This is a genomic window from Pseudomonas sp. DR 5-09, assembly GCF_001655595.1.
In the GTDB taxonomy this organism is placed as follows: Bacteria; Pseudomonadota; Gammaproteobacteria; order Pseudomonadales; family Pseudomonadaceae; genus Aquipseudomonas; species Aquipseudomonas pharyngis.
The window spans coordinates 3,369,393-3,393,696 of sequence record NZ_CP011566.1 but is presented as its reverse complement, the minus strand read 5'-3'; the positions used below and the strand labels follow the sequence as shown (position 1 = coordinate 3,393,696).

The window sequence follows — 24,304 nt, the reverse complement described above, 5'->3', positions numbered from 1 at the left end:
AGCAAGGTCGCTTCGGGTGAACGCTGATTTCAAATCGAATCGCCGTTATCCAGGCGCGCCAACAGTGCCTGGCCGCGTTGCCAGAGTGCCTGTTGCCTGGTTTGCGGCATGCGGTCGAGGTTCTTGTACATCATGGCCATGCGCTGATTGCCGCGCAGCAGCTCACCGTGGCGCATCAGGAAATGCCAATACAGCGCGTTGAACGGGCAGGCATTGTCCGCCGTGCTTTCGCGGACCTTGTACGCGCAACCGCGGCAGTAATCCGACATGCGATTGATGTACTGGCCGCTGGCGCAATAGGGTTTGGAACCGAGATAACCGCCATCGGCGTGCATGACCATGCCCAGCGTGTTGGGCAGCTCGACCCAGTCAAAAGCATCCATGTAGATCGCCAGATACCACTCGCAGATCTGGCTCGGCGCGATACCGGCGAGCAGGGCGAAGTTACCGGTGACCATCAGTCGCTGGATGTGATGCGCGTAGGCGTGTTGCAAGCTTTGCCCGATGGCGTGGCGCATGCAGTTCATTTGCGTGTCGCCGGTCCAGTAGAACTCGGGCAATGCCCGGGTGTTGCCGAACGAGTTGCCATGCGCGTAATCCGGCATCTTCAGCCAGTACACGCCGCGCACATATTCACGCCAGCCAATCAGTTGCCGAATGAAGCCTTCGGCGGCATTGAGCGCAACGCTGCCGGCCCAGTACGCCGACTCCACATCACTGCAAATTTGCCGCAAATCCAGCAGGCCAATGTTGAGCGCTGCGCTGATGCGCGCATGAAACAGGAACGGCTCGTCACTGGCCATGGCGTCCTGGTAATCGCCAAACCCCGCCAGGCCATAATCGAGAAAGTACGCCCAAAGAGCCTGTGCATCGGCATGGGTGACGGGGTAGTTGAAGTCATCGAGCGCGCCGTAGTGCTGGCTGAAGCGCGCCTTGACCAGTGCCAGCACATCGCGGGTGATGGGGTCGTTATTGAAGCGTACCGGGTAGGGGGCTTTGACGCCTTTGGGCAGGGCCTTGCGATTCTCGGCATCGAAATTCCACGCGCCGCCCACTGGTGAACCGTCGCCATTGAGCAGCAAGCGGCTCTTGCGCCGCATCTCACGGTAGAAAAACTCCATGCGCAGCTGTTTTTTGCCCTCGGCCCATGCGGCAAATTCTTCGCGACCGCACAGAAAACGCGTATCGGCGTGCCACTGGACGGGCAAACGGCATTCCTTGATCGAATGCTCCAGCCGCCAGTCGCCACACTCAGTCACGTGCACTTCGTCGGCCTGCGACAGCTTTTTCCAACGATGCAGCTCACCCGGCACCGAGCCGCTGTTTTCCGGGTCATCCAGGGTCACGTATTCGACACGTATGCCTTGGTCTCGCAACGCCTGAGCGAAGTGGCGCATGGCACTGAAGATCAGGGCAATCTTCTGTGGATGGTGGGGCACATGGCTGGCTTCTTCCATGACCTCGACCAGCAGCACCGTATCACGCTCCGCATCGAGTGCCTGTAAGGAAGCCAGGTCGAAGGACAACTGGTCGCCCAGGACCAGGCACAAGCGGCGGGTAGTGTTCATTTTGCGGTTCATTGGCTTGCTTCGGTGCCCTGGCGACGGAAGAACAAGGTCACCTGGCCGACCTCCACGCCGAACTTGGACATGCGGGTGCGGTTGATCAACGTGTCCTCATCCATCAGGAACATCCAGTCGTCCATGCTCATTTCATAGGTCGAATCGTCGACCGGTACGTTCAGCCGATAGCGCCAGTGAAATGTGTTGCCCGCCACCTGGCCTTGGGCAACGCCGACTACATCGCCGGCGCGACCGCTCCAGCGTCCCTGGCCCTCGGGCGTCAATGTCCATACGCGGTGCTGGCGGGTGCCATCGCTGTACAGAAAGCGCTCGTCGAGAATCAGGTTGTTGCCTTCGCGACGACTGACGATATTCACTTCGAAACGCTTGGTCACTTCGCCGCTGCGCTTCTGAAACATTCCCCAGGCCTTGACGGGCTGGCTGAAAAACCGATGCAGATCCAGTGCTGGTTGTTGGTCGGCATAACGGGCGACGTCCACGCTGGTGCAGCTTGCGATGCTGAATATCAGTGTCAGTAACAGCAGGAATCGCGTCATTGCCTTACTCCCTGATTGCAAAGGTGTCGAAGGCCAGGTTCGAACCATTTGCTTGTACGGTGGGCTGGACATGTACAGGTTTATCGTTTTCCCCGGCTGGTCTTGACGCTCGACTTTTGACGACGTCAACGAGAGTCTTACGGCGATGGCCGGCTTTGTTTTTCTCGCGGCAGCGCTGTACGTGAGGGCAAGCCATCGCGAAATAGTTGTACGTGATTGGATGGTCTGTATAGGTATAAATCAAGATAGGCTGAAAAAAACCATCTGACAATACTTCTTCCCTCACGCAGGGCGCTTGCTGCGCCTTAACGCGATGCCGAACGTTTTGCCTTGGAAACAGCGGTTGGTCTGTCTGCCGAGCGAGCGCTGGTACTGGGGAATATCCAGCGCAGTGAACGCCGGACCGTGAGGCGCAGGATGCTCAGTGAGCATCCTGCGGGGATAGGAGTGGCCGACAGATCAATGCGCTGTCGGACTTGGCTGTGCACCGAATTGCGCAATGATGTGAGTACCCAGTTCCTCAATAACCTCCGCTGCCGGGCGCTTTCCGTATTTGAGATTCAGGATGACGTGATCGACGCCGATTTCCTCAAGCGACTCCAGCAAAAACCGCAAATGGTAGCGTCCGAGTTTGAACCCCAAATGAATGCGAGCGGGTGGCGTGGACGGGTTTTCATCGAGGTCGATGTAAAGCGACTGAGTGAAGGGCTTATAGACGGAACCACATTGCTTCGTGACCTCCAGCCGCCAATCTTCCACGACCAGTCTCTGCATGTTCGGTATGCGTGGATAGTTGATCCATCCGTTGCTTTCGCGCGCGATCCAATCCAGTGACTGACGGCTATTGCCGGTCACGAGCATTGGAATGAATTGGGTGGTCGGTTTCGGAATCAGATCCGCGCCGCGCATTTCCCCGGCGCTCCAGTGGATGGGTTCGAAACTGGTGCTGTGGGCTCGGCGAATCACCGCGTAGTGCTCGCGAAAGATATCCCCGCGCCTTTCGGGATCGACGCCAAAAGCCGAGAACTCCACCGGACGGTCGCCGGACGCCACCCCAAGAATCAAGCGACCTGCGCTCAACTGATCGACGCTGGCTGACGCCTTGGCCGTGTGCAGGGGATGGTGCAAAGGGATGGCGATGGAGGCGGTGCCAAGCGCAATTTCCGATGTATGGGCGGCCATATAACCCAGGTAGACCCAGGGGCCGAAGACTTGGCCGACATCGCCGAATCCGGGATCGCGAAGCGGCACGTCACGAAACCAGAGCGCGCTGAAGCCCAGTGCCTCGGCCTGTTTCGCCAATGCGACCTGGTTGAGCATGCTCGGCGTGTCGCCGTCGAAGGCCTCCATGGGAAAGAACAATCCAAGGCTCAAATGCCCCGGCGTGAAGGTTCGGCTGAACCCTCGATGCTGCTGATAAGGAATCGTGCTCGGCCGATACATACTGATTTTCCTCAGTGGCAGAACGTGAACAGCGCCCCGTTGCCAGAGGTGCTGCGGCATCGGTCGCTTGGGAACGACAGGTGGGGGGGCTGAGTGCAGCTTTGCCCATTGCGCCGTACTGCCGGTCGGCTGGACCGGATTGAGGAGCCAGTTGCTGGCGATATGCGCGGGCAGGTCCGGATGGGTGATAAGCGGACGGTAAAAGTAATCATCTCCCGGCTCGATACCGTCAACTCGGAAACGGGCCCAGAGGTTACCTCATCAGCGTAGGCGGTATTGCCGTGTTGCGCCATTGTGCCTCGCACATCGTGGGAGACCTTTGCGACTTCACCCGATCACAAGCAGGTGGCAGGATCATGATCCATCGAGTCCCACTCGACATGTCTTCGGTCATTGAGCGAATCATCGATGAATCTCGAGCGGTTCCAGCAAAGGGTGAAAGCTGCATGCCATCAGGCATGCAGGGCCGAGCGGGTAGGTTCAGTCTTGGAGATGGATTCAATCCGTTTCAATTTGCAGCCAGCAGTCGCCTGGCGGTAGCAAGGATTGAATCGATATTGAAAGGCTTTTCCAGGACAGCATTGAACAAGTCCGATCTCTCCATGCCGAGGTGGGCTTGCGCGCCGCTGATCAGAATGATGGGCAAGAGATGCGCTGAGGGCAGGGCGCGGACGGCCGTGGCGAATTCGAGTCCGTCCATTACCGGCATCATGAAGTCGGTAATGATCAGGTCAGGGCGCTCTCGCTCAAGTACCTCAAGCCCTTTTTTGCCATTGCTGGCTTTCACGACCATGAAGCCTTCATCCTCCAGCGCAAAGCCGAGAATGTCAGCGATCAAATATTCGTCGTCGACAACCAGGATGGTGGTCATGAGAATGCAACCTGAATAGAAGACCTAGGAAAATGAACCTGGCAGGGCTGCAGGATTAGGAACTGGCGGTTCATTTCTTGAAGCCTTTTTCAGATCAACGTCCTGGTCACGGATGACCACTTCAAATCGCGAAGGGTCATAAGAGCTATCTCTGACTTTAAGAATGGAAATGGTTCTGCTTAGTTCAGAGTCATTCTCGAAGAACCGCATCAGCATCAGATTGTCGACGATGCTGGACAGGTCAGAGTTTGGTGAACTGATCTCGGAGCCGAACAGATCTCGCATCTCCCAAGAGGCAAACACTGTCACGCCCCTGGAGCGTAATTCGTTCATGAGGGCACTGTAAAAGTCAGTAATTCGGGCTGGATTCGTCGACACCCGCGTCATGCCGCTAAGGCTGTCGATGAATAAACGCTTGATGCCTTTTTCTTCGACGATGCTCAGCAACCTTGAGCCCAGGCCGTCCAGGAGACCTTCGGTGGTCGGTTGCCACGCGATGCTCAACGCACCGCTTTCTTCCATGCCTTTGATGTCGATTCCTAGTGACTGGCCCTTCAGGCGTAACCGCTCCGGGCTTTCATAAAAGCCAAAATGCAGGCCCGGTGCCTTCACTGTCGACTCACCCAGGAATTTAAGACCTAGGGTTGTCTTGCCTATTCCTGATGGGCCCATGACCAGCGTCACGCTGGAACTGTGCAGCCCGCCACCCAGTATCGTGTCCAGAGAATGTATACCGCTGGGGATGCGCGTCATGTTGGCGCTGTCGGGCGAAGAGGGGTGGCTGTAGAGGCTTTCCAGGCGCGGATAAACCACCAGACCGTTCTCGGTGATTTCGCACTCGTGAAGTCCGGTCAGTGCCGCGCTACCCCGGGTTTTACGCAGTTGAATACGACGCACCGAGCGGGTGCCATAAAGCTCCTCTCCCATTTCGATCACGCCATCCACCATGGTGTGCTCGGGGCTGCCGTCATCCAGTCGGGAACTGGTGAGAAACAACACGGTGCATCCAGCAAATGCAGCGTGCCCTTGCAATTCAGAGATGAACTTCTTGGTGTCGATTGGCGAGTCGGCTTTAGAGCGTGCGTTCAGCAATCCGTCGACAACCATGACTGTCGCCTTCTGGCGGCTGATCTCACGCCTCAGCAGTTTTACGACTTCATCCAGACCTTCATTTTCCAGCGTATCGAATGCACTGACGAACTGGATTTCAGCGCCAACTTTGGAAGCGTCGTAAAAGCTCAAGGTGGACAGAAACTGAAAAAGCCGGTCATGGGATTCGGCAAGCAGTGTCGCTACCAGTACACGGCCGCCGTTGCGCGCATGATGGAATCCAAGTTGGTTGGCGAGGATCGTTTTGCCCGACCCTGGACGCCCCTGAATAATGTAGGAAGCGCCTGAGACCAATCCGCCCTTGAGCAGAGCATCCAGGCCTTCGATTCCACTCTGAAGGCGATTTAACTTTTCCACTATGCGACCCTGATCTTGAAATCATGCTGTTAAACCGAATGTACGGGATGCTAACGCCATTTGTGTGCCGGGGCTATCTGCACTTCACTGACGTTTCAGGCAGCAGTGCCGGTAAAGTTATTCATTCGCTTAAATCTGGAGTTGCGAAGCCTCAATGTGGGCGATAAATCGGGGGAATCGAAAGTAAAGAAGGTTCTCGGGCCAATTGAGTCTCTGCAACGCCTTGCAGGGTGTACTATCAAGACCTGCCCATCAGAAATCAGCTAGCCATGTCCGCGCTAAACGAAGAGAGCCGCCAGATCGTAGCTGCTCTGGCGCACCGGGTTGGCCCCAATGCTGATACTGCAAGTATCGCGCAAGCGACTGTCTCGATTTTGGAGGCTATGCACACAGCGCTTACCCCCATCATTGGTCAGCAGGGAGTCGCTGCGCTTTACCGACGCAGCCTTCATCTCTGCGCCTCCCGCCAACCACACCTGGCCCCCCTGTCTGATCGTGTACAAACCGCGCCGGGTCTGAACGCTCTTCATTCTGAACTCGTTACCGAAAGCGAAGCAGACGCCTTGTTGTTTGGTGAAGTGATGCTGACCACCTTCTACGAACTGCTCACTACGCTGATCGGGCCCTCGCTCACCGCACGCTTGCTTCGTGACGTGTGGAAACCTTCTTTGAGCGACACATCTGCGCAGGAAAACTCGCCATGAACACCAAAGTGACTATCAAGCGTCTGTCCACCGGAGTGCCAGGACTGGACGAGGTGCTGGGCGGGGGATTGCCGGAGTTCTCGTTCAACCTGATCGCCGGCCCGCCTGGCTGTGGCAAAACTACCCTGGCGCATCAGATGATGTTTGCCCTGGCGACGCCCGAGCGTCCGGCACTGTTCTTCACCGTGCTCGGCGAGCCTCCGTTGAAGATGTTGCGTTACCAACAGCAATTCGACTTTTTCGACGAGGAAGCCGTCAATCAGTCAATCCGTTATATCAACCTGGCCAGTGACACCCTGGCGGGGGATCTGGACGAAGTGCTACGCCGAATCGTCGCTGAGGTTGAGGCGTACTCTCCGGCGCTGGTGTTCGTCGATTCGTTTCGTTCAGTGGTGCTCGCGAGCCAGACCCAGGACAATCCCAACAACAACTTGCCGCAGTTCATTCAGCAGTTAGGCATGTTGATGACCACTTGGCAGGCCACCACTTTCCTGATCGGTGAATATTTCACTGAAACTGACACCAACCCTATTTTCACGGTGGCCGATGGTCTGATCTGGCTGCGTCAGAGCGTTCAACGTAACTCCATGGTGCGCAAGATGGAAATCATGAAGATGCGCGGCCAGCCGACGCTGCCGGGGCTGCACACCTTCCGCATCGCTACATCAGGCATAAAGGTTTTCGCACCGGCCCCCCTCAACCACGTTGAACCCACGCTGACGTTTCCGATGCAGCGCCTGAAAATGGGTGTGCCCCAACTCGACGAAATGCTGGGCGGTGGCTTGCCCCGTGGATACTCCCTGCTGGTGGCAGGTCCATCAGGTTCGGGCAAAAGCATTCTGGCTGCGACCTTCCTCGCCGAAGGCGTGCGCAATGGTGAGACCGGCGTGATCGCGGTATTCGAGCAGCGTCCCAATCGCTCCCAGAACGCCACCCTCGCCGGGTTGATTCAGGGCGGGAAGGTGGGTTTGGTCGATAGTCGCGCGCCAGACTTGTCAATCGACGAAATCGTCCAGTTACTGTTGAGCGAGATCAACCGCCTGAACGCTACTCGTTTGGTGATTGACTCCCTGTCAGGCTTTGAGCTGGCGTTGGCTCCGACATTCCGCGAAGACTTTCGTGAGTCGCTGTCACGCATGGTGACCGCTCTCACCAGTGCAGGTGTCAGTGTATTGATGACCTCCGAGCTGGAGGATCGCTACACCGACCTGCGTTTCAGTCCTTACGGCACGGCGTTTCTCACCGATGCCATCATCGTCCAGCGCTACATAGAAGTGCAGAGCCGCTTGTTGCGCATCATGGCCGTGGTCAAGGTGCGGGCCAGCGCGCATTCCGACGAGTTGAGGTTGTACCGGATAGATGATGATGGCTTGCAGATCGGCGAAATGTTGCCGGAAAGGGAAGGGTTGTTAGGGGGGCGTCCTACCCAGCAGCGCGCGGTCACCATCGAAGGATGAGCGAAATATCATGAGCGAGGGTCACGGCAAGAATGAGCAAGCCATCGCTGGCGCTGCACGCGAACTGTTCGTACTCGGCCAGAAAACGGTGGCGGCGCGTGCGGTGCTGGCAGCGGTTCATAAAGAACTCAACCAGGCCAATGCCCAGCTCGTCGATAGCCACCATGTCGAACAATTGATTGAAGCCAACCAGCAACTGGTGCTGTCAATCCTGTCGGCGCAGTCGGATGCAGAAAATCCGACAGTCGCCCAGGCAGAGCAGCAAATGTATCTCGAATTGCGCGAGGCAAACGAGAAGCTGGTGATAGCCGCGCTGAGTGCCCAGGATTTGCAGGCGGCCGCTGAACATGCGCTGGAACAGCAACGCAACTTCCTCAACCTGGTTGCACACGAACTTCGCAATCCTCTGACACCCATCAGCATGATTGCCGGCCGGCTGGTACGTGTGCCGAGTGAAGAACTGCCGCGCATGCAGGTGTTGATAGAGGGGCAAGTGAAGCAGATGTCCCGCTTGGTCGAAGACCTGCTCGATATCGCTCGCGCCAGTACCGGCAAGTTTCGACTTGATTGCCAGCGTGTCGATATGGCTCGAATCATTCATGAGGCGATAGATGCCTGCAGCCCGCTCATGATCGCTAACAGTTTGAGTTTCAGCTCGAATCTGCCGGAATGCGCCTTGATGGTTAATGGTGATCCAGCGCGCCTCACTCAAATCCTCGGCAATCTACTGGGTAACGCCGCCAAATATACGCCCGCCAATGGCACGGTCTCACTGACTGCGACGATTGAAGTCGATCACCTGACGATATGCATTCGCGATACCGGTATTGGAATAACGCCCAAGGCACTGCCGTTCATTTTTGAGCCGTTCGTACAGGATGTTCACGCGGTCGGTTTCAATGGGGCAGGCCTGGGCATTGGACTTACGGTCGTGCGGGAATTGATCGAAGCCCACGGCGGTACTGTGACGGGGACCAGTTCGGGAGAAGGGAAGGGTAGCGAGTTCGTCATTAAACTGCCCTTGGCTGATCATTGACGCCATCTACAAGTCGTCCACCGTTATACCAAGGCCTCTGACTGCGGGAGCGCAGCGGAAATGCTTCGCGCTGCCATTTTAATCAGCGGTAGCAATTGCTTTTTTTCTTGCCGATTGCTGTCCACACACTCTTCTCCACCCTGGGCGGCTCCAGCAAGTGTCAGCGGATGAACTACGCTCCTGAAACAACCCCCGCAGATTGAAGAAAACAGTGCAAAGGGTCGATATGACCACAAGGCTGGAGGGAACCAACAGGCCATTCTTCAGGATCCGGTTTCCCTGATGTTCATTGCCCGGAGTACGCTCCGTGAGAAACCAGCAGCGCTTGTTTGTACTTCTGTTGCTCGCCGTACTCTTTGGTGGGTGTAAGACCCCCAATGCACTCCACGAACCCAGCCAGGCTTTGCCGGCAAGCGATTCGGCGTTCGGGCGTTCAATCAAGGCCCAGGCTGCCCCGCATCAGGGCCAATCGGGGTTTCGTTTGTTATCCGAAAGTGCCGAAGCGTTCAGTGCCCGCGCCGAGCTGATTCGTAATGCCCAAAGCAGCCTGGACCTGCAGTACTACATCGTCCACGACGGCATCAGTACCAGAATACTGGTGAGTGAGTTGCTCGACGCCGCCGACCGCGGCGTCCGCGTGAGGATTCTGCTCGATGACACCACCAGCGATGACCTGGACTGGATTATCGCGACACTGGCGGCGCACCCGCTGATTCAAGTGCGCGTGTTCAATCCGCTGCACCTGGGGCGCAGCACCGTCGTAACGCGAACGATGGGCCGGCTGTTCAATCTGTCGCAGCAACACCGACGGATGCACAATAAATTGTGGGTGGCAGACAATTGTGTGGCAATCGTCGGAGGCCGCAATTTGGGCGATGAGTATTTCGATGCGCAGCCTGACAAGAATTTTAAAGACATCGATATGTTGAGTGTCGGCCCGGTTGCGGAGCAGTTGGAGCAAAGTTTTGATCAGTATTGGAACAGTGCGCTGAGCAAGTCGATCGAGCAGTTTCTCTCGATCAGGCCGACGACCAGGGACCTGCAAAATACCCGGACCCGGCTGGATGAATCCCTGGAGGAAACACGCAAGCAGGATCACGCGCTCTATCAGCAATTGATGACTTACACCACTCACCCACGCCTGAATGTCTGGCGCCGGGAGCTGATCTGGGCCTGGAACAAAGCGATGTGGGATGCCCCGAGCAAGGTAGTGTCCAAGGGCGAACCCGCTCCGCACTTGCTGTTGGCCACCCAGTTGGCGCCTGAACTTGACGGCGTCAGCAAGGAGTTGATCATGGTTTCGGCCTACATGGTGCCTGGTCAACCGGGATTGTTGTACTTGACCGGTCGTGCCGACGCCGGCGTGTCGATCACCTTACTGACCAACTCTCTGGAAGCTACCGATGTACCCGCCGCGCACGGCGCTTACGCGCCTTATCGAAAAACCTTGCTCAAGCATGGTGTGCAGTTGTTCGAATTACGCCGCCAGTCCGGCGACAATGCCGACAGCCGCAGCGGACCGCGCCTGTTTTACAGCGGGTCCTCCAGCAGTTCCGACTCCAGCCTGCATAGCAAGGCGATGATTTTTGACCAGCAGAAAGCTTTTATCGGGTCGTTCAATTTTGACTCGCGATCCTTATTGTGGAACACCGAAGTCGGGGTGTTGGTTGATGATCCCGAACTCGCGGGGCGGGTGCGTGAACTGGCCCTGGAAGGTATGGCGCCTGCTCTGAGTTATCACACCGTGCTGGAAAAGGATCAACTGGTCTGGGTCACCGAGGATGACGGCAAAAAGCATACGTTGACCAGGGAGCCGGGGAGTTGGTGGCGACACTTCAATTCGTGGCTGAGCAGCGCGATCGGGCTGGAGAGGATGCTATAGAGACCGCATCGAGCCTGGGTCAGCACCGACCGGACAACGACGGGCGATACTGCCAGAGCTCGTTCCATTCCTTTTTCAAGAGCAGGATGAATCATGCGAATGAGAGCAGGGGAAACGGCGAGGCATATCAGCCAATGGGTCATGATTGCAGGGATCAGCCTCATCGCAATCGTCGCAGATGCGCAGGTTCAAACCAGACCTCAAACCATTGAAGAGATAAAAGCCTTGCTGGACTTTGTCGAACACAGTGAGTGTCAGTTTGTGCGCAATGGCAGCGAATACCCAGGTCCCCGTGCTCGAGCGCATCTGGAGAAAAAGCTGAATTATCTTGAAGCCAGGAACAGGGTGAACAGCGCAGAAGATTTCATCGATCTTGCTGCCACTCAAAGCAGCATCAGTGGGCGCGCCTATGAGGTGCGTTGTGCAGAACGCACAGAACCCGCCAGCACCTGGTTGAAGAGGGAGCTCGACAGGCAACGGCAACTTCATTAACGGGCCTTGGAGATGAAGGCTTTGCCTGATGCTGGCGGCTGGATTTCATATAGCCCAAGTGTAGCTTTTTATTCCTAAAACGAAGTTAATATTAATTTTATAGTGCGTTTTAATCTAACCAGAAATTTCCTGATTGGAGCATTCGCACTTGAAGATCCCCACACATTTGACACTTGGCCTGGCGCTCGCCGTCAGTTGCGCGGCAGCCTTCGCCGGGCCCACCCTCGATCGCGTGACGCAAAAAGGTGAGCTCACCGGTGTCCTGATGGAGAGTTACCCGCCGTTCTCTTTTCTCAATGACCAGAACCAGCTCGACGGCTTCGATGTGGATGTCGCTAAAGCTGTGGCCGAGCGCCTTGGGGTCAAGCTGAAACTTGAAACACCTTCCTGGGACGTGATTGCCGCGGGGCACTGGAACGGTCGATACGACATCTGCGTGTGCTCGATGACACCGAGCAAGGCGCGGGCCGAAGTGTTCGACTTCCCCGTGGAGTATTACCAGTCACCGGCGGTGATCGTGGTCAATGCGAAGGACAAGGAGATAGTCACCGGCAAGGACTTGTCCGGCAAAAAAGTCGGTGTGATCAGTGCGTCGACCTATGAGGCCTATCTGAACAAGGATCTGGTCATTGAAGGCGCCGAGGACAAACCGTTGAGCTATCCGTTCGACAATGTCCAGATCGCCCCTTACGACAATGAAACCGTTGCCTTCCAGGATCTCGCACTGGGTACTGGCGTGCGCCTGGATGCCATGGTCACCAACCTCATCACGGCGCGTGAACGCATCGCTCAGGATCCGCGTTTCAAGATTGCCGGAGATCCACTGTATGCCGAGCCGAACGTCGTGGCGGTCGAGAAGGGCGATCCGCAATGGAATGCGAAAGTCACCGAGGTCATTGCGCAACTCAAGACTGACGGCACGCTGAGCAAAATATCCCGCAAGTGGATCGGTTCTGATATCAGCCAATGACAGCCATCAATCCGCATCCGGCCAAAGCGGCCGTCAGGCCGCAAAAGCAGCCGCCACTGACACGTCAGCTGTTCGGCTTTCGCACGCGCCTGTATCTGACGTGGGCGGCGCTGTCGGGTCTGGGCGTGTGGTTTTTCATGCGCTTCGATCTGAAATTTTCGATCATTGTGGAAAAGTTGCCGAACCTGGTCGGCCTGCATCTGGGGCCGAACGGGTTCTTGCAGGGCGCGGCGCTGACGATATTCCTGTGTTTCTGCTCGATCTGGTTTTCGTTATTACTGGGCTTTGTCACCGCGTTGGCCAGGCTGTCGAGCAGCGCCGTGGCATTTGGTATCGCCAGCTTCTACGCCTCGTTCTTTCGCGGCACGCCGCTGTTGATCCAGATCCTGTTGATCTATCTGGGGCTGCCGCAGTTGGGCGTGGTGCCAGGCGCAATCAGCGCCGGGATCATCGCGCTGTCGCTCAACTACGGGGCTTATCTCAGTGAGATTTTCCGTGCCGGCATCCTCGCTGTTGCCCCAGGTCAGCGCGAAGCGGCAGCCGCACTGGGCCTGAGGCCGGCCGCGACGTTCATCCATATCATCCTGCCGCAAGCCATGCGCACGATCATTCCGCCGACCACCAGCCAGTTCATTTCGATGCTCAAGGACTCGTCCCTGATTTCGGTCATGGGGGTTTGGGAAGTGATGTTTCTGGCGCAGTCGTACGGGCGTTCGTCCTACCGCTACATTGAAATGCTGACCACCGCAGCCGCCATCTATTGGCTGTTATCCATCGGTCTCGAACTGATCCAGCATCGCCTCGAACGCCATTACGGCAGAGGCTTCAAGCATCAGCGCTGAGCCACTCCGTTGAATGATTTCTTGCAGGAACCAAGATGTCCGATCCTAAACCTCTGCTTTTTGCACTCTATGAACAAGCCAGTGTCGGGTGCGGCGGTGCGCCGAGCCTCTGGACGCACCCGGCTGACGAACGCCTGGCGATCAACTCGCTGGGCTACTGGTCAAACCTGGCGCGGATTGCCGATCAGGCGCACCTCGATATGTTGTTCTTTGGTGATGTGCTGGGTTTCTACGATGTGTTCGGCGGCAATGCCGATGCGGCCATGAAATGGGCGGTGGAAGCACCGGCCAACGATCCGTTGATGATCATTCCGGCATTGGCGGCCGTGACGGAAAACCTGGCGTTTGGTGTCACGGTGACCACCAGTTATGAGCACCCGTTCACCCACGCCCGGCGCTTCAGCACGCTTGATCACCTCACCAATGGGCGAGTTGGCTGGAACATCGTCACCTCTTACCTGTCCAGTGCCGCCCGCAATTTCGGGCTGGAGCAAATGATCAAGCATGACGATCGCTATGAGCGCGCCGAGGAGTTTCTCGATGTGGTGTACAAACTCTGGGAAGGCAGTTGGGCCGATGACGCCGTGGTTGCCGACAAGGCCCGCCAGCTGTATGCCAGAGGCGAGCGGGTGCGACCGATCAATCACGAGGGGGCGCACTATCGCGTGGCCGGGCCGCACCTGACCGCTCCGTCCCCGCAGCGCACACCGTTGCTGATCCAGGCGGGCTGGTCGGGACGCGGTCGAGAATTCGCCGCCAAGCATGCGGAACTGATCTTCATCGCGAAATCCAACCCGCAGGACATCCGTCAGGGCCTGGAAGACATCTGGGCCAAGGCTCAGGCGCGAGGGCGTCAACGTGAAGACGTGAAATCGTTGACGGTATTGCGCATCGTCACGGCCAAAACCGAAATCGAAGCCCAGCGCAAATACGACGAGTTGCAAAGCAACTATCACTTGCAGGCACAACTGGTCAGTTACGCCGGCGACACCGGCATCGACATCAGCCGCTACGCCGACAGCGATGCACTCTCGACGCACACCGAAGGCCTGACCTCTTACGTGATGCGCCCCGATGGCAGTGGCAAGCCGCTGACGGCGGGTGATGTGAAAAAGCGCTTCGCCAGCGTTACCCGTGGCAGCGACCTGATTCTCGTCGGTACACCGCAGCAAGTCGCCGAGCGCATCGAAGAGCACGCGCGAATTTCCGGCACCAGCGGCTACATGCTCAACCCGTTGATCAGCCCAGGCAGCCTTGAGGACTTTGTCGAACTGGTTATTCCCGAATTGCAAAAGCGAGGGCTGTACCGGACTCAACCGCAAAGCGGCACTTTCCGTTCGCGGTTACGGGCAGATCACTCCAGCCACCTGCCAGCCTCGGCCTATGGGGCTTCGTTCCGCTTCGACAAGGCGCTTTACGGCTGATGGCAGGCGTTGCCGGCGAACACCAGCCACCATTGATATAAAACTGTTCAGACGTATGCGAATCCACGGGGTAGGTATTCGAAGATTGTGTTGTCATCCAACTAGCTCCTTAGAGGACTGATGGGGGCTGTTAACCGCAGGGACGGAGGGAGGTCAGAGCAACGCCGGGGCACCGGTATATGGGGTGCCCTGTGGTTTGAATAAGCTAGCAAAAGGGCTCAGTCGAAATATGCCGTTCTTGAAGTCGGCAAGGGATAATCTGCTGTATCTCAGGGGCTGACGTTGTGTCTGTGCGATCGAGCCTTTCAAATGCCGAACACCCCGACCATTCCTGCAAACGTTGGCAGCCTGATACGGTTTTTAAAATTGGATCTGAGCCTTTTATTCATTGGCTGGTGCTCTATAGAGTGCGCGTCCGACGCACTAGTGGACAGTGATCGGCCGCCACTATTTCTGGCTCTCTGAAGACCGGACGACCTCGAGAGTCTTCAGGAACCGCCATGAATACTCGTCCAGGCTTTCACCACAAGACACTCCCCGAATCGCAACGTGACATCCTCGGTATGATCGCGACCGATCATCATCTGGACGACATACTCTGCGCCATCTGCCAGATGCACGACGCACAGGCCCCCGAGACCTTCTGCTCGATATTGCTCACCGACGCCGAGGGCAAACGCTTGCTGAACGGCGCAGCGCCCAGCCTTCCGGTCGAATACAGTGACGCGATTCATGGAATGGCCATTGGCCCTCAGGAAGGCACCTGCGGCGCCGCAGCGTTCCGGCGCGAGCTTGTAATTACCGAAGACATCGCCTGTGACCCGAATTGGGAGCGTTTTCGCAGCCTGGCGCTGGGGCATAACCTGCGCTCCTGCTGGTCGGTGCCTTTGCTCTCCCATCAAGGAAGTGTGTTGGGTACATTCGCCCTGTACCAGAACCGTGCCCATGCCCCGGATGAGGCACAAGTTCAACGACTGTCGTGCGCAGCCCAACTGGCGGTCATTGCGATCCGCCATGAGCGTGATGGTCAACGTCTGGAGAAAAGCGAACAACAATTTCGTTCGTTGTTCACCTACAACCCCAACCCGGTGTTCGCCCTCGATCTGGCCGGCAACATCCAGAGTGTGAATCCGGCAGGCCTGAAGCTGAAACCGCATACGGCAACCGATTTCATCGGTCAGCACTTTTCCCATCTGGTACTCGAAGAGGACCTGGAACGGGTCAGTCAGCATTTTTCCGCTGCCCGCGCCGGAGAGCCTCAACGCTTCGAGGCGCGGGTTCTCGACGAGCGTGAAAAACTGTTGACCATGGACATCTCCAATCTGCCGATCATGGTCAACGGAGAGATCGTCGGGGTATTTGGCATTGCCCGGGACATCAGCGAGCAGAAACATTTCGAGCGCCAATTGAGCTTCAACGCCTGCCATGATCGTCTGACTGGCTTGCTTAACCGTGTTTCACTTGAAGAGCGGCTTGTTCTGGATTGTCACCTCAGTCGTCGGCACAAGCGTCGTCTGGCGGTGATGTGTATTGATCTGGATGGGTTCAAATCCATCAACGACTCGATCGGACACTTCTTCGGCGATCAGGTACTGATTGAAGTGGCGCAGCGAATGACTCAGCAGGTTCGTCCCGGTGATACCGTCGTACGCATGGGCGGTGACGAATTTATCGTGCTGCTGCCGGACCTGCTTCACGATGAGGACGTTGTTCCAATAGCCGAGCGATTGATGGCCAGCATTGCCAGACCCTACTGCATCCAGGGCATTGACCTGCACGTGAGTGCAAGTGTCGGCATCACCTTGAGCGATGGTCACCTCGAGCAGCCAATGCAACTGATCCAGCAGGCTGACATGGCCATGTACAAAGCCAAGCAGCAAGGGCGCAACAACTTTCAGTGGTACACCAGCGATCTCAATCAGCGCGTTTGCGAACACGCGAGCCTGCGCAATGACCTGCAAAAGGCTATCGAGACTCAGTCGTTGCAACTGCATTATCAACCGCAGGTAGACGCGCGCACGGGGCGGGTGGTCGGGATCGAAGCGTTGCTGCGCTGGGAGCATCCGGAAAAAGGATTTATTTCACCCGCGGTGTTTGTGCCGGTGGCAGAGGACAGTGGTCAGATCATCCCGCTGAGCCTTTGGGTACTCGATACGGCCTGTGCGCACCTGCGCGAGCTAGGCGAGCAGGGCATCACCGGTATCTCGATGGCCGTGAATATTTCGCCGATGCATTTTCAGCGTGGCCATTTCGTCCAGTGTGTCCAGGCTACCCTGGAGAAACATGGCCTGAGTGGTGAGCAACTGGAGCTGGAGATCACCGAATCGCTGCTGTTGCATAACGCTGAACAGGCGATCGACACGTTGTGCCGGCTTAAGGTGTTGGGTGTACGCATTGCGCTCGATGATTTCGGCACCGGTTTTTCCAGCCTCAGCTACCTCAAACGTTTGCCCATCGACAAGATCAAGATCGACCGCTCGTTCATCCAGGAAATCGCCACCGACCATCACGATGCAGCGATTACCCAAGGCATTATTTCCATGGCCCATCACCTCAGCCTTACGGTGGTCGCTGAAGGCGTGGAAACGGCGTCTCAGGTGGATTTCCTGAAGGGCAGTCGCTGCGATGTCTTTCAAGGTTATTACTTCGCCAAACCAATGCCCTATGCAGAAATCGAAGCGTTCCTGAGTCATCCCGTGTCGCATCCCTGACCGCCAATTCGGTCCAGTCCCAGACCTGAAAATCAGACGATAAGGCAAATTTTCAGACTCCAGCGCGGAACTCCCTCTCCCCAGGCAAGGCGCTCCCGGCGCCTTTCTCACACACTCGGCTCTAACGCTATCGCGCTGCACAACAACAAGAGCCGCGAAAAAATGACTAGTTTCCAATCTGCTACCGAAAGCCAGACCGGCCACATCGGAGCCCGCCAGCCCCGTGTCGAGGACGCCGCATTGTTGCGCGGCCTCGGTTGCTATGCCGACGACGCGGCGATCCCTCCGGGTACGCTACATGCGGCGATCATCCGTTCACCCCACGCTCATGCGCGGATCATCTCGGTGGACTTTTCCAGTGCGCTGCAGATGAAAGGCGTGCACGGCGTGATGGTCGGCGAAGACGTAAAACGCTGGGCGCTGCCGTTTCCGGTGGGTGTGCGTCAGCCGATGGAGCACTGGTGCGTCGCTGTGGACAAGGTGCGTTACGTCGGAGAGCCAGTGGCCGTGGTGATCGCGGAGAGCCGCTACCTGGCCGAGGACGCCATCGAAGGTGTGCGTGTTGAATACGAACCGCTGCCCCCGATCATCGATCCCGAACTGGCCACCGCCGAACAGGCGCCGATCCTGCACGAAGCGGTCGGCAGCAACGTGGTTAACGAGCGGCGCTTTCGGTATGGCGAGCCGGAGCAGGCCTTCGAGCAGGCGCCGCACAAGGTTTCGCTCAAAGTGAAGTTTCCGCGCAGTTCCTGCACACCCATTGAATGCTATGTGGTGCTGGCTCAGTACGAGCGCGCCACCGGCATTTATGACGTGCTGGCCAACTTCCAGGGCCCCTATGCGTTGCACACGGTTATGGCCCGGGCGCTGAATGTGCCCGGCAACCGCTTGCGTTTGCGCACACCGAAAGATTCCGGCGGCAGCTTTGGCATCAAGCAAGGGGTTTTCCCTTACGTGGTGATGATGGGGCTGGCGTCACGCAAGGTCGGAGCACCGGTGAAGTGGGTCGAGGACCGTCTGGAACATCTTCAGGGGGCTTCTTCGGCGACCAATCGGGTGACCGAAATTGAAGCGGCGGTAGAAGCCGATGGCCGCATCACTGCTTTACATTATGACCAGATCGACGATTGTGGTGCCTACCTGAGAGCGCCTGAACCGGCGACTTTCTACCGCATGCACGGCAACCTGACAGGCGCCTACGCGATCCGTAATTTGCAAGTGCGCAACCGAGTGGTGCTGACCAACAAAACCCCTTCCGGCCTGAACCGTGGTTTCGGTGGCCCACAGGTGTATTTCGCCCTTGAACGGTTGCTGCAACACATCGCCGTGCAGTTGAAGCTTGATCCGTTAGATGTGATCCGCCGCAACCTGGTGCCGGCCGATGCCTTCCCTTATCGCGCAGCCGCCGGAGCCTTGCTCGACTCCGGCAATTACCAGGCAGGCATTGCCTTGGCGGCGGCTGAGGGTGGTCTCGACGAGTTGCTCAAACGTCGTGATCAGGCGCGTGCCGAAGGCCGAATCTATGGCATTGGTTATGCCGCCGTCATCGAACCATCGATTTCCAACATGGGATACATCACCACCGCGATGACACCCGAAGAGCGGCGCAAGGCCGGTCCGAAAAACGGCGCTGTCGCCACCGCCACCATCAACGTTGGCCCGTTGGGTGACGTCAGTGTGCACGTCTCTTCGGCACCGCAAGGGCAGGGTCATCAAACCACTGTGGCTCAGGTGGTCGCCGAAGTGCTTGGGGTTGCATTGGAATCAATCGTGGTCAATGTCGAACTGGATACCCAGAAGGACGCCTGGTCGATTGCCTCGGGCAACTATTCCAGCCGCTTCGCCGGTGCTGTGGCCGGTGCCGTCTACAAGGCGGCACTGAAAATCCGTGATCGCCTTGCCGCGATTGCCGCCGAGCAATTGCAGGCCAGTCCAGAAGATATTCGTTTCGCGGGCGGCAAAATTTTTGTCGTCAATGGCGGGGCGGTGGCGCCATTCCATCGGATTGCCGGTGCGACCCACTGGTCGCCGGGCCTGCTGCCGGAAGGTGAAAGTGGCGGCCTGCGCGAAACCGCCTTCTGGAGCCCGCCGCAATTGGTCGCACCGGACGACCAGGATCAGGTCAATAGCTCGCTGTGCTACGGCTTTGTCTTCGACATCTGTGGTCTGGAAATCGACCGCATGACCGGCGAGATCCACATCGATCGCTACGTCACCTGCCATGACGCCGGCCGCCTGCTCAACCCGGCACTGGTCGATGGCCAGATTCGTGGTGGCTTCACCCAAGGCCTCGGTGCGGCGCTGATGGAAGAATTCGCCTATGGCGAGGACGGCAGCTTCCTCTCCGGGACCTTCGCCGATTATCTGGTGCCGACCGCACCGGAAGTGATCGAACCGATGATCCTGCACATGGAAACGCCATCGCCATTCACTCCATTGGGCGCCAAGGGTGTGGGCGAGGGCAACAACATGAGCACGCCGGTGTGCATCGCCAACGCGGTGGCCGACGCCCTGGGTCGCTCGGACATCCGCCTGCCACTGACGCCATCGAAAGTACGCACGCTCATCGGCATCGATGAGCCGCCACGGCCTGCCGGTATGGAGGCCGATGACAACCTCGACGCAGCAGCGGCCGGTGGGCCGGCATTGCGGGCCAACGACTCGGTGGTGATTCCGGCTTCGCCGCAACAGGTCTTCGACACCTTGCTCGACCCGCAGACGCTGGCGGCGATCATTCCCGGTTGTCACGACCTCGTGCTTGAAGGTGAAAACCGTTACCGCGCAGACGTCACCGTCGGCGTCGGCATGATCCGTGCGCGCTTCGAGGCCAAGGTTGCCCTGAGTGATCTGGACCCTCCGCATTCGTTGCGTCTGTCCGGTTCCGGCAGCAGTTCGATGGGCTCTGCTCAAGGCCAGGCCAAGGTTCGTTTCGTCGAACTGGAAAATGGCCACACACGTCTGGAATACCAATACCAGGTGGCGGTCAGCGGCAAAGTCGCCGCGGTCGGCGGCCGTATGTTGCAAGGGGCCTCGAAAGTGATCATCGGACAAATCTTTACTCGCCTGTCGCAACGGGTCAGCGGCCAAGCCATCTCCACCGGCTGGTGGGCGCGTTTGCGAGCCTCGCTTGGCGCGCTGTTTGGCAAGGGAGGTGCGCAATGAAACCAGCAGCTTTCGATTACGTTCGGGCTGACACCCGTCGTCAGGTGGTTGAGTTGCTCGCCGAGTACGGCCAGGAAGCTCGCATCATCGCCGGTGGCCAATCGCTGATGGCGGTGCTGAACATGCGCCTGGCTCAACCCAAGTTACTGATCGATATCAATCATGTGGCTGAACTGGCCTATATCGAACTGCGCAAGGATTGCCTGGCGGTAGGAGCCGGGGTACGACAGGCGCAGTTGCTGGCGCGTTCGACCCTGATGGACGAGGTGCCCTTGCTGGCACTGGCAATGCCATGGATCGGTCACTTCCAGACGCGTAATCGCGGCACGGTCTGCGGTTCGGTGGCTCATGCCGACCCGAGCGCCGAATTGCCGCTGTGCCTGGTGACGCTGGGCGGCGAGATCGTTCTCGAGTCGAAAAAAGGCAAGCGCGTCGTCAAGGCTGCGGATTTCTTTCAAGGCATTCTCACCACCGACAAGCGTGCAGACGAACTGGTCGTCGAGGTGCGTTTTCCGCTCAAGCGTGAAGGCATCACCTATCGCTTCCGCGAAATCGCCATGCGCCACGGCGACTTTGCAATTGTCTCCCTGGCTGCGGCCATCGGCGCGGACCAGGTTGAACTCGGCATCGGCGGGGTCGCTGACCGTCCGCAAAGTCGCAGTCTGCCTCGTGGTGCAGGGCTGCCGGACGCGCTCAATCAAACCGCCTGGTCGCTCGATGCACAAGACGACGTTCAGGCCAGCGCTGCCTATCGCCGCCAACTGATTCGCGAACTGGGTCATCAGCTGATCGAAGGAGTCTGAACATGCGTGTAACTGCCGACCAAACCTTTCCGATTCGCCTGGAACTCAATGGCCGTTCCCGTGAAGCCCTGGCCGAACCGCGGACCCAACTCTGCGACTTCCTGCGCCACGACCTCGGTGCCACCGGTGTCCATGTCGGATGCGAACACGGTGTCTGCGGTGCCTGCACGGTGCTGGTGGACGGAGTCGCCATGCGTTCCTGCCTGATGCTCGCGGTGCAGGGGCACGAGCGGCGTATCGAGACTGTCGAGTCGCTGGCTGACGACGACACACTGAGCGATCTGCAACAAGCCTTTCGCCGTCATCACGCCTTGCAGTGCGGCTTTTGCACAGCGGGCATTCTCATGTCCTGCGTGGATTTCCTGGAACGGGTACCCAACCCGGACGAGACCCAGGTACGCGACATGCTTTCCGGGCATCTATGTCGCTGCACGGGCTACACCGGCATCGTCCAGGCCGTGCTCGAAGTCGCTGCCCAGCGCCAAACGAACGAAGGGGTATAACAATAATGTTCGATCTCGGACGCAGTTTCCTCGCAGCCGTTGAACGCCGGCCGCACGCTGTGGCGGTCAGTGACGGTGCGTTGAAGAAAACTTATGAAGACTGGTTCGTCGATATCCAGAGTGCCGCTCGGGGCTTGCAACGCCTTGGACTGCAACGCGGTGATCGACTGCTGGTTGTGATGCAGAACCGCTGGCAGATGGCGACCCTGCATTGGGCCTGTCAATTTGCGGGCATCGTCATGACCCCGTTGAACTGGCGTTCGACTGCCGCTGAGCTGGGTTACTGCATCGAAGATGCGCAAATCCGTGCAGTGGCTTACGACGACGCTACAGTGACCGCCGTGGCGGGTTGCAGCGCCGCCACGAGGCTGCCACGGATCGCCACCGGACTCTGTGCCGCCAACACCGACCTGAGTTTCGAGGAACTGTGTTCGCAGAGCCCCTCCGGCATCATTCTGGAGGCCGACGCCGACGACTTTTCACTGCTGTTGTACACCTCCGGAACCACCAGCAAGCCTAAGGGCGTGCCCCGTCGGCACCGTTGCGAACGCGCCGCCGCGGTTGCCCACGTAGCGCAAAACCTTTATCGCCAGGGCGAGTGCACGCTGGGTGTCATGCCGCTTTACCACACCATGGGCGTGCGTTCGTTGCTGTCCATGGCGCTGATCGACGGACATTTTGTCTGCGTGCCGAAGTTCGATGTGGAAGCCACGCTGCAGGCCATCGAGCGGGAAAAGGTCAGCAACCTGTACCTGGTGCCGACGCTCTACCACATGCTCATCGAACACCCGGCCTTTGCCCGCGAGCGAGTCGCCAGTGTGGAGAAAATCGGCTTTGCCGGTGCGCCGATGAGCGACGGTTTGATGCGTCGCGTCGAGCAGGCGTTCCAGCCGCAATTGTTCGTCAATCATTACGGCAGCTCGGAGATCTACACCTTCACCATCGACCAGCAAGCCAGCCGCAAACCCGGTTCGTCAGGGCGCAGTGCAATGAACCAGCGCGTGCGCGTGGTACCGATCGATGCTGAAACGGCGGACGTGCAGGTCAACCCGTTGGAGGAGGGCCAGATCATCGCCGACCTGGCGAGTGACGAGGCGTTCGAAGGCTACCTGAACCGCCCCGAAGCGACCGCCAAGGCGTTGCGTGACGGATGGTATTTCACCGGTGACATCGGCTACTTCGACCTGGAGGGCGATCTGTTCGTCACGGGCCGTGTCGATGACTTGATCATCACCGGCGGCGAAAACGTCAGCCCGGCAGAAATCGAAAACATGCTTTCCCTGCACCCGGCCGTGGAAGAAGTGGTGGTGGTCGGTCTGCCCGACGAGCAGTGGGGCAAGATCATTGCTGCGTTTATCAAGCTGCGCGCCGAGGTCTCGGAAGGCGACCTCGATGCCCATTGCATCGCTTCGGGCCTGGCCAAGTTCAAGCGGCCACGGCGGTACCAGTTCATCGATCAGATTCCCAAATCTCCAGTGGGCAAGGTGCTGCGGCGCGTGCTGCTGGCCGAATTTCAGGAACAGGCTTTGAAGGCCATCAGCTAATCATCCAGAGGACACTCTCATGCAACAACAAGCGATCCAGCAATTTCTCGACACTCAGTTCGATGGCTTCCAGGTTGAAGTCGATGTGTCCCGCGAGCGCGCCGACATCATCCTCAACCGCGCGCCGTTGAACGTCATTTCCATGGGGCAGCGTGATGAACTGCGCCAGGTCTTCGAAGCCCTCGATGCACACAAAGGCGTGCGCGTCATCGTGCTGCGCTCGGTGGGTGAACACTTCTCCAGCGGTGGCGACATCAAGGGCTTCCTCGAAGCCTCGCCAGAGCACGTTTCGAAGCTGGCCTGGAACGTTGCGGCACCGGCACGTTGCGAAAAACCGGTGATCGTTGCCAACCGTGGCTACACCTTCGGCGTCGGTTTCGAGCTGTCCCTGGCCTGCGATTTCCGCATTGCTTCGCAAACCACTCGCTACGCCTTGCCTGAGCAGAACCTGGGTCAGATCCCGGGCTCGGGTGGCTCCGCGCGCCTGCAGAAAATCATCGGCATCACTCGCACCAAGCACATGGTGATGCGCGCCAAGCGCATCACCGGCGACCAGGCCTACGCCTGGGGTATCGCGACCGAGGTCGTGCCGGACACCGAACTGGAAAGCACCGTCGATGCACTGGTCGATGAACTGCGGCGCTTCTCGCCGCTGGCTCAGCGCACGGCGAAAAAATTGATCAACGACAACGAAGATGCGCCGCTGACCGTCGCGATCGAGATGGAAGGTCACTGCTACAGCCGTCTGCGTAGCTCCAAGGACTTCAAGGAAGGCGTCGAGGCGTTCCACAGCAAGCGTGCGGCCGTGTTTATCGGCGAGTAAATCGTACCGGCGAGCAGGCCCGGGAGTATGTTGGTAACGGCGTACACCTTA

At 58.1% G+C, this 24,304-nt stretch carries 19 protein-coding genes; 14 read left to right on the top strand and 5 right to left on the bottom strand.

Going from position 1 to position 24,304, the window contains the following annotated elements:
• Positions 1–29 precede the first annotated feature (29 nt).
• The 5 genes from PDR5_RS15130 to PDR5_RS15110 form a co-directional block, all read right to left on the bottom strand.
• Positions 30–1,568, bottom strand: coding sequence for a cryptochrome/photolyase family protein (locus PDR5_RS15130; RefSeq protein WP_064600839.1), 1,539 nt, complete (start codon positions 1,566–1,568; stop codon positions 30–32).
• 8 nt (positions 1,569–1,576) lie between these two features.
• Positions 1,577–2,119, bottom strand: coding sequence for a DUF3833 domain-containing protein (locus PDR5_RS15125; RefSeq protein WP_064596741.1), 543 nt, complete (start codon positions 2,117–2,119; stop codon positions 1,577–1,579).
• A gap of 459 nt (positions 2,120–2,578) precedes the next feature.
• Positions 2,579–3,562, bottom strand: a complete 984-nt coding sequence (locus tag PDR5_RS15120; protein WP_064596739.1) for an LLM class oxidoreductase — start codon at positions 3,560–3,562, stop codon at positions 2,579–2,581.
• Positions 3,563–4,070: 508 nt separating this feature from the next.
• Positions 4,071–4,433, bottom strand: a complete 363-nt coding sequence (locus PDR5_RS15115) for a response regulator (protein WP_039768563.1) — start codon at positions 4,431–4,433, stop codon at positions 4,071–4,073.
• 24 nt (positions 4,434–4,457) lie between these two features.
• Positions 4,458–5,903 (bottom strand): ATPase domain-containing protein, encoded by a 1,446-nt coding sequence (locus PDR5_RS15110; protein WP_166742306.1) that lies wholly within the window; start codon positions 5,901–5,903, stop codon positions 4,458–4,460.
• Positions 5,904–6,169: 266 nt separating this feature from the next.
• Here PDR5_RS15110 and PDR5_RS15105 point away from each other — a divergent pair, with 266 nt between their 5' ends.
• The 14 genes from PDR5_RS15105 to PDR5_RS15040 all read left to right on the top strand — a co-directional run bounded on the left by PDR5_RS15105 (position 6,170) and on the right by PDR5_RS15040 (position 24,253).
• Complete coding sequence (locus PDR5_RS15105; RefSeq protein WP_064600837.1) at positions 6,170–6,604, top strand: hypothetical protein; 435 nt, start codon at positions 6,170–6,172, stop codon at positions 6,602–6,604.
• On the top strand, positions 6,601–8,061 hold the full coding sequence (locus PDR5_RS15100; RefSeq protein WP_064596737.1) for an ATPase domain-containing protein: 1,461 nt from the start codon (positions 6,601–6,603) through the stop codon (positions 8,059–8,061). Before PDR5_RS15105 ends, PDR5_RS15100 begins: the two co-directional genes overlap by 4 nt.
• A gap of 10 nt (positions 8,062–8,071) precedes the next feature.
• Positions 8,072–9,097, top strand: a complete 1,026-nt coding sequence (locus PDR5_RS15095) for a sensor histidine kinase (RefSeq protein ID WP_064596735.1) — start codon at positions 8,072–8,074, stop codon at positions 9,095–9,097.
• A gap of 307 nt (positions 9,098–9,404) precedes the next feature.
• The gene (locus PDR5_RS15090; RefSeq protein WP_064596733.1) at positions 9,405–10,979 is read left to right on the top strand and encodes a phospholipase D family protein; all 1,575 of its coding nucleotides are present in this window, start codon (positions 9,405–9,407) and stop codon (positions 10,977–10,979) included.
• Between the two features lie 93 nt (positions 10,980–11,072).
• Positions 11,073–11,471: a DUF5329 domain-containing protein gene (locus PDR5_RS15085; protein ID WP_064596731.1), complete on the top strand. Its 399-nt coding sequence runs from the start codon at positions 11,073–11,075 to the stop codon at positions 11,469–11,471.
• Between the two features lie 148 nt (positions 11,472–11,619).
• Positions 11,620–12,441 carry an ABC transporter substrate-binding protein gene (locus PDR5_RS15080; RefSeq protein ID WP_064596729.1) on the top strand — a complete coding sequence of 274 codons (822 nt, stop codon included), beginning with the start codon at positions 11,620–11,622 and terminating at the stop codon, positions 12,439–12,441.
• Positions 12,438–13,283 (top strand): amino acid ABC transporter permease, encoded by an 846-nt coding sequence (locus PDR5_RS15075; protein ID WP_064596727.1) that lies wholly within the window; start codon positions 12,438–12,440, stop codon positions 13,281–13,283. The genes PDR5_RS15080 and PDR5_RS15075 overlap by 4 nt, the downstream gene beginning before the upstream one ends.
• 35 nt (positions 13,284–13,318) lie before the next feature.
• Positions 13,319–14,707, top strand: coding sequence for an LLM class flavin-dependent oxidoreductase (locus tag PDR5_RS15070; RefSeq protein WP_064596725.1), 1,389 nt, complete (start codon positions 13,319–13,321; stop codon positions 14,705–14,707).
• Positions 14,708–15,207: 500 nt separating this feature from the next.
• Entirely contained in the window at positions 15,208–17,418 is a 2,211-nt protein-coding gene (locus PDR5_RS15065) for a putative bifunctional diguanylate cyclase/phosphodiesterase (protein ID WP_064596723.1), read from the top strand.
• Between the two features lie 162 nt (positions 17,419–17,580).
• Entirely contained in the window at positions 17,581–20,580 is a 3,000-nt protein-coding gene (locus PDR5_RS15060; protein WP_064596721.1) for a xanthine dehydrogenase family protein molybdopterin-binding subunit, read from the top strand.
• Positions 20,577–21,383 carry an FAD binding domain-containing protein gene (locus PDR5_RS15055; protein ID WP_064596719.1) on the top strand — a complete coding sequence of 269 codons (807 nt, stop codon included), beginning with the start codon at positions 20,577–20,579 and terminating at the stop codon, positions 21,381–21,383. The genes PDR5_RS15060 and PDR5_RS15055 overlap by 4 nt, the downstream gene beginning before the upstream one ends.
• A gap of 2 nt (positions 21,384–21,385) precedes the next feature.
• Positions 21,386–21,886, top strand: coding sequence for a (2Fe-2S)-binding protein (locus PDR5_RS15050; RefSeq protein ID WP_064596717.1), 501 nt, complete (start codon positions 21,386–21,388; stop codon positions 21,884–21,886).
• Positions 21,887–21,891: 5 nt separating this feature from the next.
• Positions 21,892–23,430: an AMP-binding protein gene (locus tag PDR5_RS15045; protein WP_064596715.1), complete on the top strand. Its 1,539-nt coding sequence runs from the start codon at positions 21,892–21,894 to the stop codon at positions 23,428–23,430.
• Between the two features lie 19 nt (positions 23,431–23,449).
• Complete coding sequence (locus PDR5_RS15040; protein ID WP_064596713.1) at positions 23,450–24,253, top strand: enoyl-CoA hydratase/isomerase family protein; 804 nt, start codon at positions 23,450–23,452, stop codon at positions 24,251–24,253.
• The last annotated feature ends 51 nt before the right edge of the window (positions 24,254–24,304 follow it).

Coding starts and splice junctions, on each gene's coding strand:
- PDR5_RS15130 (WP_064600839.1), bottom strand. CDS start 1,568: ATGAACACTACCCGCCGCTTGTGCCTGGTCCTGGGCGACCAGTTGTCC.
- PDR5_RS15125 (WP_064596741.1), bottom strand. CDS start 2,119: ATGACGCGATTCCTGCTGTTACTGACACTGATATTCAGCATCGCAAGC.
- PDR5_RS15120 (WP_064596739.1), bottom strand. CDS start 3,562: ATGTATCGGCCGAGCACGATTCCTTATCAGCAGCATCGAGGGTTCAGC.
- PDR5_RS15115 (WP_039768563.1), bottom strand. CDS start 4,433: ATGACCACCATCCTGGTTGTCGACGACGAATATTTGATCGCTGACATT.
- PDR5_RS15105 (WP_064600837.1), top strand. CDS start 6,170: ATGTCCGCGCTAAACGAAGAGAGCCGCCAGATCGTAGCTGCTCTGGCG.
- PDR5_RS15100 (WP_064596737.1), top strand. CDS start 6,601: ATGAACACCAAAGTGACTATCAAGCGTCTGTCCACCGGAGTGCCAGGA.
- PDR5_RS15095 (WP_064596735.1), top strand. CDS start 8,072: ATGAGCGAGGGTCACGGCAAGAATGAGCAAGCCATCGCTGGCGCTGCA.
- PDR5_RS15085 (WP_064596731.1), top strand. CDS start 11,073: ATGCGAATGAGAGCAGGGGAAACGGCGAGGCATATCAGCCAATGGGTC.
- PDR5_RS15075 (WP_064596727.1), top strand. CDS start 12,438: ATGACAGCCATCAATCCGCATCCGGCCAAAGCGGCCGTCAGGCCGCAA.
- PDR5_RS15070 (WP_064596725.1), top strand. CDS start 13,319: ATGTCCGATCCTAAACCTCTGCTTTTTGCACTCTATGAACAAGCCAGT.
- PDR5_RS15065 (WP_064596723.1), top strand. CDS start 15,208: ATGAATACTCGTCCAGGCTTTCACCACAAGACACTCCCCGAATCGCAA.
- PDR5_RS15060 (WP_064596721.1), top strand. CDS start 17,581: ATGACTAGTTTCCAATCTGCTACCGAAAGCCAGACCGGCCACATCGGA.
- PDR5_RS15055 (WP_064596719.1), top strand. CDS start 20,577: ATGAAACCAGCAGCTTTCGATTACGTTCGGGCTGACACCCGTCGTCAG.
- PDR5_RS15050 (WP_064596717.1), top strand. CDS start 21,386: ATGCGTGTAACTGCCGACCAAACCTTTCCGATTCGCCTGGAACTCAAT.
- PDR5_RS15045 (WP_064596715.1), top strand. CDS start 21,892: ATGTTCGATCTCGGACGCAGTTTCCTCGCAGCCGTTGAACGCCGGCCG.
- PDR5_RS15040 (WP_064596713.1), top strand. CDS start 23,450: ATGCAACAACAAGCGATCCAGCAATTTCTCGACACTCAGTTCGATGGC.